Consider the following 17,950-nt stretch of genomic DNA (forward strand, 5'->3'; position numbering starts at 1 on the left):
TGACAGGCTTCGTACATAAATTCAGCAAGGAAAAAGCATCATCCTTTTGGGTGCTTTATAGCTTTGATATAATCAGAGGGACTTACCTGATAACGCGCCTTGAAACAGGAGGTCATATATTTCGGACTACTAAAGCCAGCAGAATAAGCAGCAGTTGATATATTCTCTTCACCAGCGTCGAAGAGATCCCTTACCTTCTTCAAGCGAACTTCACGCACGAATTCGACAGGCGTGAAATTTGTCAGACCCTTCAACTTTCGATAAAAGGTAGAACGACTCATACTTAACAAATCCACAATATCATCAATATTAAACTGCGAATCTGCAACCTTGTCCTCTACAATAGTTAAAACCTTCGTCAGAAACTTCCGGTCGTTGTCTGTCATGTGTACTTCCGGCTCTTCTGCTTGCAGGACCTGGCCACCCTTGGCAAGAGGGTCTGTAGCCATGTCCGCCGCTTCCGGATCCCTAAGAAGGGCATTAAACAAGGTTTTCCTTCTGGAGATGATCGTTTGAAGGGCCGCTTCCAATAACTCCGTGCTCACTGGTTTGGTAAGGTAATAATCAGCACCATAGGTCAGCGCCTGCACGCGACTCTCGACTGAACTTCTGGCAGTGAGCAATACCACGGGGATATGACTTGTCGACTCATTATTTTTAATACGATCAAGCAGTTGAATTCCATCCATTTCCGGCATCATCACATCCGACAAAATCAGATCAGGTAAGTCGGCCTTTGCCCTTTCCAGACCTTCAAGCCCGTTGCTTGCAGTTGATACCCTATATTGACTGCCAAATTTCAAAGACCAAAATGAGCGTAACTCCGCATTGTCTTCCACGATCAATATAGACGGCAAGAGCCCGTCCAGACCTGGGGTACTCCCGCTTCCACTTTCAAATATCTCTACCTCCTGAACTGCCTGTTGCGTGTCATCCGCAACATCAACAAACGGAAGCTCTACGGTCAGCGTTGACCCGACTGCCTGGTTGTTAGAAGCATAAATCTTACCACCATGTAACTCAACCAGTTCTTTGGACAATGCCAGTCCAATCCCCGAACCCTTCTGTTTTTGGCTACCGTTGTTACCTTCATGATACATCTGGAATATGGTATTCAACTCACTATCCTCTATCCCCGGCCCCTCATCCTTCACCCGTATGATGAAATATTTCGAATCTGCCGACTTATCTAAAGAGACAAGAACAGAAGATCCGTCATCAGAGAACTTTACGGCGTTTCCAATCAAATTATACAACACTATCTCCAGCTTGTCCCGGTCAATACAGGATAGTACCTCAGGGAACGAAGACCGCACGGAGACATCAATCTGCCGCTGTTCCAACGTCTCCCTAAAATAATCAACCACCATATGAATAAAGCCAGTAATCTCCACCTTTTCGAGACGCAAGGTGGCCTTACCACTCTGAACCTTTCTTAAATCGAGAACATGGTTAACAAGGCGCAGCATCCGGTGTGCATTCCGGAGGACTATATTTATATACTCCCTGCCCTTATCTGTCAGGTTTTCCCGCTTTTCAATCTCTTCACTGGGACTTACTATCAAAGTCAGAGGCGTCCTTAGCTCGTGCGAAATCTGCGTAAAAAAGTTAAGCTTCAAATCAGCAAACTGTTTTTCCACCTCAATTTTCTGTCTTAAACGTAAAACCGTAAGCGTAACTTTTCTGACGGCCAGAGCCGCTGAAATGAAAAGGACCACATAGATTATATAGGCCCACCAAGTTTTCCAGAATGGAGGAGATACGATGATGCGAAGCGACCTTGAGGGGGTGTTCAAATACAGTTCATCATTTAAGCTCCTCACTTCAAAGACATAAGAGCCCGGCGGAAGCTTCGTATAGGTTGCCCCACGCTGACCTTCACTGCTTCTCCACACGTTGTCAAAACCCACCAGTCTGTACATATATTTATCTTTGCCGGTCGAATGGAAGTCCAATACAGCAAAATCAATACCTATTACATTCTGATCATGCGCAAGCCTTATTTCTGATGTGTGGTTTATCGAGTACTGTAAGGGTGACCCCTCAGAAGGAACAAGTTCCTGACTATTAACATGAAAAGCAGTGAAGGCCATCTCAGCCTTAATCTTAGATGTTCTGATACGTTGCGGATCAAAGGAAATAAAGCCGGAAGCAGTGCCAAATACAATCTCACCATTCTGCCTTTTAGCCAGTGTTGCTTCAGAAAACACCACCTTCTCAAGCCCGTCATCCTCACTGAAATTTTGAATTTTTCTTTTAGAGATAGAAAACTTGCTGAGGCCATTTTGAGTACCAATCCATAAGTTCTTATGATTATCCTCCAGGCAGCTCAGCAGATAGTCGCTGGGTAGTCCATCACGGACCGAATAGTTAGTAAACGACAAACTTTCCAGCGGATTACCTCTTGAAGCAAGGTTTAGTCCGCCTGTTGACGTCAGCACCCACATGTCATTATTCGAATCCCGGAAGATAAACTGCACATCATTCCCTCCTAAGCTACAGATGTCACCCGGCTTTTTACTGTAAGAACGAAACTCATAAGAATCCGGAGAGCCACTTTCCGGATCAAAGATCAACAAGCCATCCGTCGTCCCAATCCAGATCAGGCCATTTGCATCTTTTGCCATATGCCTGATTTTACGAAAGCCCTCACGGGGATAATTTTTAAAGGCGTTTTTTAGCGTCCTGAACTTCGTTCCCCCGCTGCCTTCCGTAATTAATATCAGGCCATTTTCGAAAGAACCGGCCCACAATCTCCCGGCTCTGTCTTCAAGCAAACAGTAGATCGACCTGCTGCTAATGGCGCCAGGATCCCTTGGCTGCGGCGTGTATTGAGTAACAGTGCCATCCCGGCCAATATCACCGCTGACCTGTGCTTTAACAAGGCCGTTCGCTTTAGTACCCAGCCAAAACCGCCCTTTAGAGTCCTCCAGCATAGTGTAAATACCCGCTTTGTTAGCGAACCTATTTTTCCAAACATCCGCTATCAGGGCATCACCATCCTGCACGAACAACGATCCCGCCCTTGTACCAATCCATAGACGATCCTTTTTATCCACCAGCAAACCTCTAACATAGTTTTCTTCCGGGGAAGCCGCCTCACTTACAACAACATTTTTGACAAATCTCTGCTCCTGGAAGATGATTTTATTGACGCCGTCGTAGCCCCCCGCCACCCATAAAACACCTAAAGGATCACAGAATACCTGCGTAATATTTTGCGAGGAATGCGCATACCGTCTGTCCAGTTGCGATTGCAGCGTCAAAAGAGTTTTCTTGCTTCGTTCGTAAAAATACAGATGACGACCAAGAGCTATCCACACACGCGAGTCATTATCCTCAAATATGGGCAGACCGATCCTCTGAGCGCTCGGTGGGTAGCTTTCCTTCGGTAACAAGTATTGAGTGTCTCCCGAATCCGGATCAAAACGTATCACGCCAAAGCTCGCCGACCTGAGCCATATATTTCCGGCCCGATCTTCATATACTTGCAAGATTGATGAGCCATCTTTCACTTTCATGAGCAACTCGACCGAGCCGCCGGTGGAAACACGATACAATTCACCACCTGACGTGGCACAGTAAAGCCTCCTTCTTTTTTTAGATGCCAGAATGCTGGTTGTAGACGAGGATAACGCTTTTACATGTTTTATCCTTTTTAAGCTTTTGCTGACAGAAACCAGGGCTCCGCGGCTATCTCTAATCCATAAATCCGGTCCGACTTCCGCTATTTCAGCCGTCTCACCATGCAGCCCGAAGGCCTTGGATACATACTTTCCCTGTGATTTTTCCAGAAGAACGGCGCCCTTTTTTGTTCCCACCCATTTATTTCCTGAGCTGTCGCTGTAAAGGAAATTGATAACATTGGACGGCAGTTTCTTTTGTACAGCGGCATTCTCGGCAAAAATGGTATAACCAGTTCTACCCTCACTGTGACTAACCAGGAAAATGCCGACATCCGACTGCAACCATACTTCGCCGTCCTCAAGCAGGAGGATTTTAGAAAACTGCACCCTGTCAAGAGACTCCCTCTTCAGTATTTCCGAAAGCGATTGAATCTGTTGAGACCGCTTGTTGAACCGATAGATTCGTTTGTCATAAGCCCTCAACCAAAGGTTTTCACCCCGAAAATCTTCCTTTATCTGATCAATCCGGTTACTCTTCAAGCTCGACCTGTCCCCGGGATACGATTTAAAGGTAATAAACCGACTGCCATCGAAGCGACTGATGCCAGCCCAGGAGGCAAACCACATAAATCCTTCCTTGTCCCGGATAATGTCGGTGATCCTGTTATCCGACAGCCCTTCAGCGGTCGAATAATGACTTACATGAGTGATCGCCTGTGAAAAGGCCGAAGTCGCAGAAAGGAGCAGTAGGGAAAACAGAAGAATGACCTTTTTGAATAAAAGCATGTTACAGATCCAACCTTCGAGACGCATACACATGTGTCTTATTCTTGTTCATCAATTGTTTCCATGTCGATTCCCGTACCATCAGGCAAACCGCTTTGTTCGATGCTCTTAGTTGTGATTTTTGATGTATGCTTATTCATTTGTTGTATAGGTTGCTGATATTCTACCCTTCCATATCTAATACTGATTTCCCGTTGGAAGAACAATCGCAATATACAAACTCTCTTCCATCACCTGCGACACATACGCTCATGTTGATCACCCCTAAGCGAGTGCCTGGACCCGATGTAAGAAGAGACGAGGACGTAAAGAGTTTTTGATCCATTTAGCAGAATTCTATATTAATGAGTGGATTTTGCACGACGGATTTTCTAACTACCTTAAAGAGTACAGCCTATCTCAATAAACTTCAATTAAAAGAACGCCTGAAATCCAAAGGCGACACACTGGTTTTGAGCTTAAAAAGTTTAGTAAAAGACTGGGGATGTTCGAACCCTAATTCATACGCTATCTCACTTATCGACGCATGGCTTGTCGATAGCTGCTCCTTTGCCTTTTCAATCAAGTGGCTATGAATGTGCTGTTGCGCATTCTGTCCCGTAAGTGAGCGCAGCATATCACTTAAATAACTTCCACTAACATTCAACTGCGCAGAAAGAAATTGAACAGTGGGAAGCCCATGCTTTTGTGAGTGTGTTGACTGAAAGTAGCCCTGCAAAATCTCTTCAACTTTTTGAAGCAGATCACTGCTTACCGCCTTACGGGTGATGAACTGCCGGTTGTAGAACCGGTTCGCGTAATTCAGCAGCAATTCAATCTGAGAAATAACAACATCCTGGCTGAAATTATCAATTCGGTCTCTTAGCTCCTCTTCAATACTTTGAAAAACAGCAATGATCGTGTCTTTCTCTTTCTCCGATAAGTGCAACGCTTCATGGATAGAATACGAGAAAAAACCGTACTCTTTGATTTTCCTGGCGAGTTCGTAGCCAAGTAAAAAGTCAGGGTGAAAAAGCAAAGTATAGCCAGATTGATCACTGAGTGGTACATGGCCTCCTGTGATTTGATTCGGCGAAACAAAAAACATTCCTCCCTCGTCAAAATCGTAGTAATGCTGCCCATATTTGAACTTTCCCTGGAAGTTCATCTTATAGGAGATCTTGTAAAAACTTAAGATGTGAGGACTGGGGAGTTTTTCCAGCGGAATGGTACCATCCGCATTGTTTATTAAGCTCACCAATGGGTGCACAGGAGCTGGCATACCCAGCGCCTTATGCAACCTTGATAAAGAATTGAATCTATGGTTAGACAGGTCATTCTTCATATTATCTGTTTATGATTTACTTTCAATGCTGCCTAATGCACCCTTTACCCCGTTAAGGCTTTTCTTTGCTTGTTCCCAGCTTGAATCGTTTGGATCCAGTGTACTCCGAATATACGCAAGAATGGTTTCACATACAAAAGCAACACGCTCCGGATCTTCGTCACTTGTCTCGAGCGCATCATAACCAGAAATGCCACCAAAGATGTGTTCAGCGCCAAACACAGTCAGCAGATCCTTCGGGCCAGGACTTAGATGATAAGCGTCCGCACGCCAGTTGTCCACATCAGAGAACATGTGGTTTTTGTCTTTGTCGCCGTTGACTATGAGCGCTGGTAATGTCATGGTGCTAAAATCGGAAGCTGCCAACACAGGATAATGATGTCTGGCTGCTCCGGTCAATCCTTCAGGACCGCCAGGTAAACCAATCAGTACAGGAGCCTTTATCCTGGGTTCTTTTAAATTCAATATTTTTCCTGTCAAAGGATCCTTCACTTCCATGCCAGCAAGCATCGCAACAGTATGGCCGCCTAAAGAATGGCCAATAGCAGCAACTTTTGCTTTATCAACTCTTCCGTTTAACCCTGGTACTGTGGAAATGATTTCGTCCAAATGATCCATGATGAATATCATGTCCCCCGGCCGCGAGCTCCAAAACAAGGGTGCTTCGGGAAGAGATGAAGGAAGCGCAAGTGCTTTTGAATTTTGATGAGTAGGTTGAATGACTACAAAGCCTTCTGCGGCAAAAAAATCTACAATGGGACCATATCCTCTGTACGAAGAGAGAAAGTTGGAGGCACCATGCCCGTGCGAAAGAAGAATGACCGGCAGGTTGCTTCCGCTTGCTGGAAAGGAAACTTTTATTTCCAGGTCTACGTGACGGCCGGGGACTGGTAATACAACCGGACTAAAGCTGATGATGGGTGTTTTTGACTGTTTCATTTTACTAGTTGATTTTGATATAGTCAAAGATCAGCAGCCCACGACTCCCCGACTTAGTGAAATTGGGGCATTACTTAGCCAAATATTGCCTCCCCTATGGCAGGTTGTATCAATGGGTCCATGTTCCCTTCCATTATTTATCGAAAAACATATATCTTTAATATATGAGAATGACCGTAATGTTATAATAAACTTTCAAGTCCTTTAAGACCAATGTCCCGCAGCGGACACTAATATCTTATTGTCTGATTTTTTCTTAAACATTATGCACAACATTTTAAATCCCGAACAAATACAATCTTTCATTTCAGAAGGTTTCGTCCGCATCGATAACGCGTTCTCGTCCGATCTTGCAGTCGAAGCAAGAAATATCCTATGGAAAGATATACCAGCTGACCCAAACGATAACACCACGTGGACACTGCCCGTGGTAAGGTTAGGTATGTATTTCCAGGAACCATTTATCAAGGCTGCCAATAGCGATGTACTTCATAGTGCCTTCGATCAACTGGTTGGAGAAGGAAAATGGATACCCTGCATGAGTATGGGTTCATTTCCTGTTCGATTCCCTTCTGAGGCAGATTCAGGCGATACCGGCTGGCATGTCGATGCCGGATTTCCCGGCGACGATCCAAACGACTTTTTTACTTACCGGATCAATTTAAATTCCAATGGACGTGGCCTGCTGATGTTGTTTCTGTTTTCCAATGTAAGTGAACACGATGCACCCACCAGGATCTTGAAAGGCTCACATCTTGATGTTGCCAGATTGCTCGAAGGAAAAGGTGAAAATGGGCTCTCATTCATGGAATTAGCAATGAAGATATCCAGTTTACCGAAGAGAGAGGAAATACTTGCTGTCGGACCAGCTGGAACAGTATACCTTTGTCACCCGTTCCTAGTTCACGCTGCACAGCGTCATTGTGGCAAGGTTCCAAAGTTCATGGCTCAACCGCCCCTGTTATTAAGGCAGAGTTTCAATATCAGTGGCGAAGGTCCTTTTGGACCGGTCGAGCAAGCCATTCGAAATGCTTTGAATCTCTAGGTGTCACCCAGATTACCAAATGTGTCGGATGACATATTTGGTAATCTTCAGTATTAGCAATTGCGACTATCCCTGAACCAGTTTCACGGCTCAGTGTGCGAACTAAGCACAGTCTCTCAATCGCACATTTATGCACCCTCCCGTATTAACTAAAGTATATCAGCGTTGAAGAAGAAAAGCCCGTTGAGAGGGGGGATGAAATTATTTGAAGTTCCAGCACCAGGCAGGATTTCTTTTTATGATTTACAGATAGCAGCCGGAGATTTCTCTGCACTTCAACAGGCCGAAAGGGTCCGATATATAGAAGTTGAAGATCGATACAGCAGATCAAAACGCAGGCGTATCTATGTGAGAGATAAGTCCAATCCGGCAAACTGGATATAGGAGTCAAAGATTCTAAGTCTTCTACTCCCTTTTCAGATCAATACTATGTAACGACCCTCGACTTCCCCCCTATCCATCAAACCTATCCAACAACTTAATCAACGTCGCAAAATCCTTCGGATACGGAGCCTCCACAACTATCTCCTCTTCCTCATTGATCTTAAACGTCAACTGCTTCGCATGCAGCGCAAACCTCTTCATAATCGGCAGCTCCTCCTGATCCTTGCCTAACCTATACCCCCTCTTGATCTCCGACAGAAACACCGGCTGACCACCATACATATCATCTCCCGCAATACACGCCCGCTGCGTAGCCAGGTGAATCCTGATCTGGTGCATCCTTCCCGTGATCGGCTGACACTCCACCAGCGTATAATGCTTATAATACTTCAACGAATTAAAGATCGTCTCCGCAGCCTTTCCCTCTTGCCTGCTGATACTCACATTCTTATTCCCCAAGTTCAAAATAGGCAAATTCACATGAACATCCTCAAACGTATGCGTCCCGTTCACCACGGCATGGTACACCTTCTTCACTTTCCTGTGCTCAAACTGCATAGAAACCAATCTGTATGTTGCCGGGTTCTTGGCAATGATCAGACAGCCTGAAGTTTCTTTATCCAACCGGTGACAAACCTGTGCATCCGGAGAATACTGCCGCGCTAAGCGGAGCATGCTGATCTCCCCTCCTTCGCGTTCGTCAAGAGAGCTGATAAAAGGTGGTTTATTTACAACCAGTAAGTCGTCATTTTCAAACAGGACCAAATCCTGTATCTTAGGAATTTTCACAGCGCAAAAATACGGATTACTTTCTGAAATCTTCATCTGCCAGTAAACAGCGGAAAACCATGTAATGAAAACAGGCCCCGATTGTTTAAAAAGACCGTTATATATTTCTGCACCCTTTGTTGATAACAAAACTTCCATCAGCAGCCCGATAAGCCCTAATCTTGCCGCCCATCCTAAGTTTTATGACCAGATACGTAATAAAAAGAAACGGCGACTACGAGAGTTTCAGACCTTTCAAGATCAGCGACGCCATCGAGAAAGGCTTCCAAAGCACCAATACTCCCCTTGACGAGAGCATATTCCAAAACGTCTGCGCGCAAATACACGACCAGAAGATCTGGACAGTAGAAGAGATCCAGGACATCATCGAAAAAGAGCTCTTCTCCAACGGCTACTTCGAGATTATGAGATCGTTCATGCTCTACCGTCATACCCGTAAGCTGCAGCGTGAACATGCAGAGGGCATTGATGATGACACCACCTTCGTCAACAGCACCCAGACCATAGCAGAATACATCAATCAAACGGACTGGCGCATCAATGCCAACGCGAACACCTCCTACTCCAATGCCGGCCTGGTCAACAACGTAGCGGGCAAAGTGATCGCCAACTATTGGCTCGACAAGGTCTACTCCAAAGAAGAGGGCTACGCTCACCGCAACGGCGATCTGCACATCCATGATCTGGATTGCTTAACCGGCTATTGCGCCGGCTGGAGCCTGAGGGCTCTCCTGAATGAGGGCTTTAATGGGGTGCGCAGCCGTGTGGAAAGCAGGGCTCCTTCGCACTTCCGCGAGGCACTGGGACAAATGGCCAACTTTCTGGGGATCCTGCAAAGCGAATGGGCAGGCGCTCAGGCCTTCAGCTCCTTCGACACCTACCTGGCTCCTTATGTCTTCAAGGATCAGCTGAAATATGATGACGTCCTGAAATCCATAAGAAGCTTTGTCTACAACCTGAATGTCCCTGCCCGCTGGGGGCAGTCTCCTTTTACCAATATCACGATCGACTGGACCGTCCCCGAGGACCTGAAACAACAGATCCCGACAAAGAACGATCTGCACCTCTTCAAAGGCGTCAACAACCATGAGCTCTCAACAAGAGCAAAAGCCCGAGGTGCCGAGACATTGGAGGACCTCTGCTACGGTCATTTCCAGTCGGAGATGGATATGATCAACAGGGCCTACTATACGGTAATGACAGAAGGTGACTCAAACGGCCAGCCTTTTACCTTCCCCATCCCTACCGTCAACATCACGGAAGATTTCGACTGGAACTCTAAAAACACGGATATCCTCTTCGAGAACACAGCAAAGATCGGTTCTTCCTACTTCCAGAACTTTATCGGCAGCCAGTACATGAGGGACGAGAACGGAAACCGCATCGAAAACCCGGAAGCTTATAAACCTAATGCTGTCAGAAGTATGTGCTGCCGCCTTCAACTGGATTTGAGGGAGCTGCTCAAACGTGGCAACGGACTCTTCGGAAGCGCAGAAATGACGGGCAGCATTGGCGTAGTAACCATCAATATGGCTCGCTTGGGATACTTATACAGGGGAAACGAAAATGCTCTTTACAAGCGTCTTGACGAACTCCTGCATTTCGCCAAATCTACGCTCGAGAAGAAAAGATGCTTCATCCAAGAGATGTATGACCGGGGACTCTATCCCTACACTCAGCGTTATCTCAAGCATTTCCGCAACCACTTCTCTACCATCGGCGTGAATGGGATCAACGAAATGATCCGTAACTACAGCCGCGACACTGAAACCATCGTCCACCCAAAAGGCAAAGAATTCGCCCTCAAGGTACTGGACCACATCCGCAAAAAAATGACCCAATTCCAGGAAGAAACCGGTAATCTCTACAACCTCGAAGCTACTCCTGCCGAGGGTACTACCTATCGCTTTGCCAAAGAGGACAAGAAGCGTTTTAATGATATTATCCAGGCTGGTGAAGGCGATAACATCTACTACACCAACAGCTCGCAGATCCCCGTGGACCATACGGATGATCCCTTCGAAGCGCTCCTGCTGCAGGATGAACTGCAATGCAAATACACGGGCGGTACCGTCCAGCATGTGTATATGAGGGAAAGGCTGAGTTCAGCCGAAGCTTGCCGCAACCTCGTAAAGAAAGTGGTGTCTAATTTCAGGCTGCCGTATATCACCATCACGCCTGTCTTCAGCATATGTCCGGTGCATGGCTACCTGCAGGGTGAGCATGAACACTGCCCGGATTGCGAGGACACCAAATGCCTGGTCTACACGCGTGTGATGGGTTATCACCGCCCAGTCGAAAGCTTTAATATCGGCAAAAAAGGCGAGCACAGGCAACGTCTGCATTTCCTGGAGAGCAAAAGTGCATAGACCTATATACGACATAACGCCCTTTTCCGCTCTCGATTATCCTGAAAAAACAGCCTGCATCATCTGGTTTGCAGGCTGCAATATGCGGTGCGGGTATTGCTACAACCCAAGGATAGTGGAGGGAAAAGGGCGTTTTTTATATGCTGACGTGATCCGTTTTCTCCAGCAGCGACATGGGCTGCTGGACGGCGTGGTACTCAGTGGTGGCGAATGTATGCTGCATAAAGACTTGCCTGCGTTTGCGGAAATGATCAAAGACCTCGGGATGCTGCTGAAGATCGATACGAACGGCACCTCTCCCCGAAAACTTGACATGATGATTCGAAACAAGCTGGTCGACTATGTGGCGCTCGACTTTAAGGCTCCCCCTAAAACATTTAAAGAGGTTACGGATAGTAACCTCTTTAACAAATTTGATAAAAGCTTAGACGTGCTTCTTAACGCTGATATTCCTTTTGAAGTCCGAACTACCTACCATTCTGATCTGCATTCTATAGCTGATCTGCAGGAAATGACCGACTTTCTAAACCATAAAGGCTATAACGGCACATACTATATTCAAAACTTTCTAACTGACACGCCTACTATCGGAGATCTGCCTCCGTCCATCTCCTTGAAATCGAATCCTCCGATACGTTCGGCCTTCCCCATTATACTGAGAAACCGTTAATATACAGATAAATAACCTGACTCCGGCTATCTATACAACATCCGGCTGAGGCTTAACTGCTCTCCTGACTCCTGTTTTACCTGGCTTCTTCTTCATCTTGTTGATCCAGATCAGCGTTCCGGTTACCGGTAAGCTGGTTGCAATCAGACAGGCGATGAAATACAGGATCTTGCTGAACATGCCATAAATATCACCCACGTGAAGCGCCTTAATGGAACCCGCGACGCGTTCGTTGAACGGCTTATCTGAGAAACGATCAACTTCCAGGGTTTGGGCGGTATACTGGTCCAACATAATCTTATCTGAAGCTGCCGGCGCGAAAAAGCCCAGTTTGTTCTTGGCAACGCTTACCGCCGCTGTGGAATCTGCTGGCAAACTAACAGTATAGTCTCCTTCATATTTCAACACGGCATTGGCAGCCATGATATATTCTTCTGCGGTAAGTGCCCTTTCTGGTTTCCCTACCGGAAGCTCCGAAGTGGCTGCGCGTTGTGGTGCTGCGTCATGGGGCTTATGCGTACCCAATGTCTTCTGCAGCGCCTCGCGGTACCAGGGGAAAGACCACTGCGGACCGGTGATTCCCATAATGAACAGCAAGATGCAGGAGTAAAAACCCAGTGTATTGTGCAGATCATGGTTCATCCGTTTCCAGCTTCCCTTGGTCTTAATTTTCAGACCTTGTTTCCATGATTTCACTCGTCTGGGCACCCAGATTACAATCCCGGTAATGACCCCTAAGGTGAATATGATCGTAGCGGTACCGCTGATATAACTACCCAGTGTGCGGTTCGGAAGCTCGCCAAAAAGAGGCTCTTCGATCTTATCTAACAGCAACCATCTATGCAGACTGAACATCATTCCCATAAATTCAGAACTTGCTGTCTTCGAGTTTTTTGAATCACCCAATATCGCGCCTGTATAGGGGTTCACATAGTAGGTTGTACCACGCGGGCCGCGTCCGCCTCCCCCGCCTTTGCCTTTCTCGGCTCCGCCTTTCGCTTTCTCTCCGGCACCTTTCCCGCCGGCCATCGCGCCATGGTCATGCTTGCGCCCTTCGCTTTTACCGTGTGACTCGCCTCTGCCTTTCTCGCCACCACCTTCGCCTTTAGGCTTGACCATAATCTGCCATGACCTGGCCGGATCTGCTGGTATCTTTACCGAAAGTACTTGTCCGCCTGTCGTCTCCTTCACTTTGGAAATCAGTTCAGCGGATGTTTGTGCGATCATTCCTTCCTTATAATCGACCTTGAACAGCTCGGGCGACGCACTCTCGCGGATTTCTGTATTGAAAACGTAGATCGTGCCGCTAAGGCATACCAGGAATACAATGATTCCGCTTGATAAGCCGAGCCACAAATGGACATCGTTTAAAAATTTCCTTGTTTTTTCCCAAAGTGTTCTTGGTCTGGCTGACATACTCAGTCGATATTTAATTTAAACTAGTTATTTAGACTGGTTAAAGATAAGTATTTTAATCATAACAGGAAGTTGCCATGACAAAACTTCCTGTTTAACGCTGATTTACTTAAAGATTTACAGGTGCGCTGATAAGCGCAGTGTATCCTGCGATCATCAATCTGTCAGCGCCGATGACCTTTCCTGCTTTTTCTATGATCCTGAGCGAATCTTGATTTTTATTCTTCATGAACCGCTCTCCTCCTGCTAAACCAAGCGAAAGCCATCGTCCTTGTGGAAAGCGCTGCAACAGTTCATCCAGTTGTTCAGCTCCTCTCATCACATCGACATGCAAACCTGCTACCGGAAGGGCAATTGCTAAAGCTGTATTTTCACCCAGAGATCCAACGCAGCTGGTTAGTAATATTTTAATGCCAGCGCACTTCATGCTGATCTCCATATAAGCATACTCAAATGCAGCTTTTTCTTCATCTTGAAGATCCATGCCAAGGAAAGGCTCGTCGATCTGAATCCATTTTGCTCCGTAACCTTTAAAGAGATTGATGATCTCCACGTAAACGGGAACGAGCCGCTTGATGAGATCGATACGTTTGAAGTTTTCGGCCTTGCCGTATTCGCTGTCTTCCTCTTTTCCGAGCAACAGGTAGCTGACCGGACCGGTTATTACGGGTTTGGGACTTGTACCCAGAATATGCGCCGCACTCGAGTATTCAGCGAAAGCCTTCTGTGAGAATAGCTTGAATCGCTGGTTCGCGGTAAACTCCGGAACGACGAAATGGTAGTCGGAATCAAACCATCTCGTTTTCTCCATAGCGGGAATGTCCAGCCCGTCTTTCTGATAACCGCGTGCCATGGCAAAATAAAGGTCGATCTCCGAATTCTCCGGCACCTGGCTGAGTACGGGTGAATAACGCCGGGGAATCGCTCCCAGCATCAGCGTCATATCAAGAATATGGTCGTAAAAGCTTAAGTCATTGCAGGGAATGAGATCTGTTCCTGCCTTCTGATGCTGTTTCAGACTTTTTACTCTGACTTTCCTCGCAGCCTGAAAGAGTTCGTCACGGCTTATTTCGCCTGTCCAGTAATCTTCACAGGCCTTTTTCAGTTGGTGGCCGCTCCCTATTCCAGGATGACCAAGGTTGTTTTTGAGCATACGCATAAAACTTTGTTAAAACATTAATGTGAATTAATGTCCCTTACGTTTTTGGTATGCTTTCAAAATTGGGGGGTAGTCGCGTTGGCTAAGTGCATCAGCAGGTCATATGGAGACCGGCCGGCGTTAACGCGGGACTACTGCTTCAATCGCGAAAGCATGTGTCTTGAACAGATGGCAAGTATCCTGGCTTGTAACTTTTCAATCCGTCCTTCTCACCGGGGCTACCCCGGCAATGGACATTGTATTTGGCTTGAAAATCCTGCGGAAAGCAGGGCGTTACTTACAGTTGCGCGACAGCCCGTGATTTGCACACGGTTCCTCTTTAATTCATACCCTTTCTGATATGAAACCTGTCTGTTGTAAGAATGATAGTAAAGAACTGCAGCAAAGATAAGCTACAGATTTGAGAATAGCTAAATCATAGTTTCTAGAGAGGCAAATCAGCTGCGTTACAGCGTCGGATCTCGGTCGTAAAAAACACGTGTTTTATCGAAGCTGGTACGACGCTGGTACGACTTTGGTACGGAGTTAATAAGGCGCTGATTAAGGGGTCTCAGAAAGCTCAGGGCGGCTCCGGGCGATTGCCAAATAAGTCTCTCATTTAGGTTACAAGTCTCCGTGATTTGGTTACAGTCGCATCGGCCCTGATGCGCACTTTTGTCTTAGTAATTATTGTAATCTCATGGAAAATCAAATGACGTTAACTACAGACAAACAGCTTGTGGCTCTTGTGACCGGTGCCAACCAGGGCGTAGGTAATGAAATTGCCAAAGCACTCGCTGCGAACGGCTATATCGTATATCTGGGTTCCCGTAAACTGGAAAATGGCGAAAAGGCTGCTGCGGAAATCGGTGAAAACGCGAGAGCTATTCAACTGGACGTTACGCAGGAACAATCCATCCATACAGCTATGGACAGGATAGGTAAGGAAGAGGGTCGGCTGGACCTGCTGGTCAACAATGCCGGTATATCCCATGGCGGAACAGCTCCTATTCATCGTATGCTGGATATTCCGGGTCCTCTTCATCCACTGATCAGTTTGCTGGATACCCGGGACGAGAAGGTTAACTTGAGCCGGCTGCCTGTGAGCTACGTCACCACGCTTTACAAAATTTCTTTTATCAATAAACTGGGTGGAAAATTCAGATATGGCCAGGGTTATTACGACTTTGACGAAGGAAGTATGGTTTTTACAGCTCCTAATCAGATCGTCGGCAGTACCTCCATATACAAGGGAAACGAGGGCTACTCGTTGATCTTTCATCAGGATTTCCTCCACGGCTATCCGCTTGCAGCAAAGATCAGACAATATGGATTCTTTTCCTACGCTTCGAATGAGGCGCTACATCTTTCTGAGCAGGAAAGAACGACCGTGGCGGCTATTTTCAGCATCATCCAAGAGGAACTTAGCAGTCGGATAGATGATTTTAGTCACGATGTGGTCATCGCACAGATCGAACTATTGCTTAGCTATGCCAAGCGCTTCTACAAGCGTCAGTTTCTTACCCGGCAGGCAGCTACCAGCGACCTGCTCCAGCAATTTGAAGGGCTGCTGAACACGTACTTTTATGAAGAGAAGCCGGTGATGAGAGGAATACCTACTGTACAGTATCTGGCCGAACAATTGAACTATACACCCAACTACCTGAGTGATATGCTGCGTTCGCTTACAGGACTGAACGCCCAACAGCACATTCATGAAAAGTTAATTGAGAAATCGAAGGAACTTCTTTCTACGACATCCCTGAGCGTTAGCGAGGTAGCTTACCAACTCGGCTTCGAGCATTCACAATCGTTCAGCAGGTTGTTTAAAATCAAAACGCAGATGACACCCGTACAGTTTAAGGAGTCGCTGAATTGATTCCAACGCAAATTCTCCGTGCTTTCTCCTACATTTGTATATGGCCGACGAACTAACAGTATCCCAGTATATCAATCAGTTTTTCCCCCAGTTCGAGCCTACACTGAAGGAGAAACTGATTGCCAACAGCTCTTTAAAGCGGTTTGAAGCGGGTGAAATTCTGATGTCTCCGGGCCAGTATTTCCGTGCGACTATGCTCATCGTGGAAGGACGGGTGAAGGTGTACCGGCAAGATGAAGACGGTAACGAGTTCTTTCTTTACTACATAGAGCCGGGCGGCGCCTGCGCACTTTCCATGATCTGTGCTGCTAAACAAGAAACGAGTGCGATCATGGCCCGGGCGGTAGAAAATATCGTGGCCTTTTTGATACCCATTCATCTTATGGATGAGCTGATGAAGGATCATAAAACCTGGTACTATTTTGTATTGGAAACCTATCGTAAGCGTTACGACGAGCTGCTGGTAATGGTAGACAATATTGTTTTTAAAAGCATGGACGAGCGACTCGAGTATTACCTCAAGCAACAATACGAGAAGCTGCATACGCGGCAGTTGAACATCACCCACCAGGAGATTGCCCATGATCTGGGGACGTCCCGGGAAGTCATATCCCGCTTACTAAAGAAAATGGAACAACGGGGGGATCTGGTTTTGCTAAGAAACCAGATCGAATGGAAGAGGCCCGATTAATAAGAGCGGGTGTCGCCGATGTCGCAAGGTGACTTTTGTTACAGACTCCAGAGATTCAAAGCCTGACTTTTGTAATACTAAAACAAAACAATGGAATTACCAGGCTATATTGCGTCGGCACTAATCGGACTATCTCTCGGCTTAATCGGTGGCGGCGGGTCTATCCTGACGGTACCTGTAATGGTTTACTTGTTTGGCGTTCCACCCTTACTCGCTACGTCCTATTCTCTTTTTATCGTGGGCTTAACCAGTCTGATCGGTTCCTTTAGTAACTTTAAAAAGGGATTGGTGAGCCTCAAGGCCTCGCTGTTCTTCGGCCTGGCTTCTGTGATCACGGTCTTTGCCACACGCAAATTTCTTGTACCCATTATCCCTCAGGAGATCATCACCATCAGAGGTTTTACCGTTACCGAACCTTTTTTAACCATGATCCTTTTCGGCCTATTGATGCTCGTCGCCTCGATCAGTATGATCCGTGACAATGGAGATCCCGGCCCGGAAAAGGAGTGCTCAGAATGCATTAAGTTCTTCAAGCTTCTGGGTTATGGTCTCGGCATCGGCCTGGTAACGGGCCTTCTTGGTGCAGGCGGCGGTTTTCTGCTGATTCCTGCCCTCGTGTTCATGGTGAAGCTGCCCATGAAAAAAGCGGTAGGGACCTCACTCTCCATCATCGCGATGAATTCCCTGTTCGGATTTGCCGGAGACCTCGGGCACTTCAGTATCGACTGGACTTTCCTCCTCACGATTACATCTATCTCGGTAGCCGGACTCTTCATTGGCGGATTTTTAAGCAAAAAGATCCCGGGAGGAAAGCTAAAGACAGGATTTGGCTGGTTCGTTCTGATAATGGGGATTTACATCATTTTCAAGGAAATCTCGGCCTACCCGTTATAA

Annotated in this window: 13 protein-coding genes and 1 riboswitch; of the genes, 7 read left to right on the plus strand and 6 right to left on the minus strand. The window is 46.6% G+C overall.

Features of this window, described 5'->3' with window-relative positions; all coding sequences use genetic code 11:
* Positions 1–38: 38 nt before the first annotated feature.
* The 3 genes from B0I27_RS09890 to B0I27_RS09900 form a co-directional block, all read right to left on the minus strand.
* Complete coding sequence (locus tag B0I27_RS09890) at positions 39–4,412, minus strand: hybrid sensor histidine kinase/response regulator transcription factor (protein ID WP_181276740.1); 4,374 nt, start codon at positions 4,410–4,412, stop codon at positions 39–41.
* Between the two features lie 409 nt (positions 4,413–4,821).
* Positions 4,822–5,736: a helix-turn-helix domain-containing protein gene (locus tag B0I27_RS09895; RefSeq protein ID WP_106293085.1), complete on the minus strand. Its 915-nt coding sequence runs from the start codon at positions 5,734–5,736 to the stop codon at positions 4,822–4,824.
* 9 nt (positions 5,737–5,745) lie between these two features.
* Positions 5,746–6,675 (minus strand): alpha/beta hydrolase family protein, encoded by a 930-nt coding sequence (locus B0I27_RS09900; protein WP_106293086.1) that lies wholly within the window; start codon positions 6,673–6,675, stop codon positions 5,746–5,748.
* 265 nt (positions 6,676–6,940) lie between these two features.
* On the opposite strand from B0I27_RS09900, the gene B0I27_RS09905 reads away from it, so the two are divergent.
* Both B0I27_RS09905 and B0I27_RS09910 read left to right on the plus strand, forming a co-directional pair.
* On the plus strand, positions 6,941–7,720 hold the full coding sequence (locus B0I27_RS09905) for a phytanoyl-CoA dioxygenase family protein (protein ID WP_106293087.1): 780 nt from the start codon (positions 6,941–6,943) through the stop codon (positions 7,718–7,720).
* A 165-nt stretch (positions 7,721–7,885) separates the two neighbouring features.
* Entirely contained in the window at positions 7,886–8,104 is a 219-nt protein-coding gene (locus tag B0I27_RS09910) for a hypothetical protein (RefSeq protein WP_106293088.1), read from the plus strand.
* A 69-nt stretch (positions 8,105–8,173) separates the two neighbouring features.
* On the opposite strand, the gene B0I27_RS09915 is transcribed toward B0I27_RS09910, so the two are convergent.
* Positions 8,174–8,929, minus strand: coding sequence for an RluA family pseudouridine synthase (locus tag B0I27_RS09915; protein ID WP_425428144.1), 756 nt, complete (start codon positions 8,927–8,929; stop codon positions 8,174–8,176).
* A 146-nt stretch (positions 8,930–9,075) separates the two neighbouring features.
* Here B0I27_RS09915 and B0I27_RS09920 point away from each other — a divergent pair, with 146 nt between their 5' ends.
* Both B0I27_RS09920 and B0I27_RS09925 read left to right on the plus strand, forming a co-directional pair.
* Positions 9,076–11,262: a ribonucleoside triphosphate reductase gene (locus tag B0I27_RS09920; RefSeq protein WP_106293089.1), complete on the plus strand. Its 2,187-nt coding sequence runs from the start codon at positions 9,076–9,078 to the stop codon at positions 11,260–11,262.
* Positions 11,255–11,932, plus strand: a complete 678-nt coding sequence (locus B0I27_RS09925; RefSeq protein WP_106293090.1) for an anaerobic ribonucleoside-triphosphate reductase activating protein — start codon at positions 11,255–11,257, stop codon at positions 11,930–11,932. The genes B0I27_RS09920 and B0I27_RS09925 overlap by 8 nt, the downstream gene beginning before the upstream one ends.
* A gap of 30 nt (positions 11,933–11,962) precedes the next feature.
* Here the strand turns inward: B0I27_RS09925 and B0I27_RS09930 are convergent, their stop codons facing one another.
* Both B0I27_RS09930 and B0I27_RS09935 read right to left on the minus strand, forming a co-directional pair.
* Positions 11,963–13,348, minus strand: a complete 1,386-nt coding sequence (locus B0I27_RS09930) for a PepSY-associated TM helix domain-containing protein (RefSeq protein WP_106293091.1) — start codon at positions 13,346–13,348, stop codon at positions 11,963–11,965.
* Positions 13,349–13,457: 109 nt separating this feature from the next.
* Positions 13,458–14,507 carry a uroporphyrinogen decarboxylase/cobalamine-independent methonine synthase family protein gene (locus B0I27_RS09935; RefSeq protein ID WP_106293092.1) on the minus strand — a complete coding sequence of 350 codons (1,050 nt, stop codon included), beginning with the start codon at positions 14,505–14,507 and terminating at the stop codon, positions 13,458–13,460.
* 153 nt (positions 14,508–14,660) lie between these two features.
* Positions 14,661–14,874, minus strand: a riboswitch (cobalamin riboswitch).
* Between the two features lie 312 nt (positions 14,875–15,186).
* Here B0I27_RS09935 and B0I27_RS09940 point away from each other — a divergent pair.
* From B0I27_RS09940 to B0I27_RS09950, 3 genes are all read left to right on the plus strand, one after another.
* Positions 15,187–16,365: an SDR family NAD(P)-dependent oxidoreductase gene (locus tag B0I27_RS09940; RefSeq protein ID WP_181276741.1), complete on the plus strand. Its 1,179-nt coding sequence runs from the start codon at positions 15,187–15,189 to the stop codon at positions 16,363–16,365.
* A 40-nt stretch (positions 16,366–16,405) separates the two neighbouring features.
* Complete coding sequence (locus B0I27_RS09945) at positions 16,406–17,056, plus strand: Crp/Fnr family transcriptional regulator (protein ID WP_106293093.1); 651 nt, start codon at positions 16,406–16,408, stop codon at positions 17,054–17,056.
* 90 nt (positions 17,057–17,146) lie between these two features.
* Positions 17,147–17,950, plus strand: coding sequence for a sulfite exporter TauE/SafE family protein (locus tag B0I27_RS09950; protein WP_106293094.1), 804 nt, complete (start codon positions 17,147–17,149; stop codon positions 17,948–17,950).

The sequence above is a fragment of the Arcticibacter pallidicorallinus genome (genome assembly GCF_003002875.1).
GTDB classification, from domain to species: domain Bacteria; phylum Bacteroidota; class Bacteroidia; order Sphingobacteriales; family Sphingobacteriaceae; genus Arcticibacter; species Arcticibacter pallidicorallinus.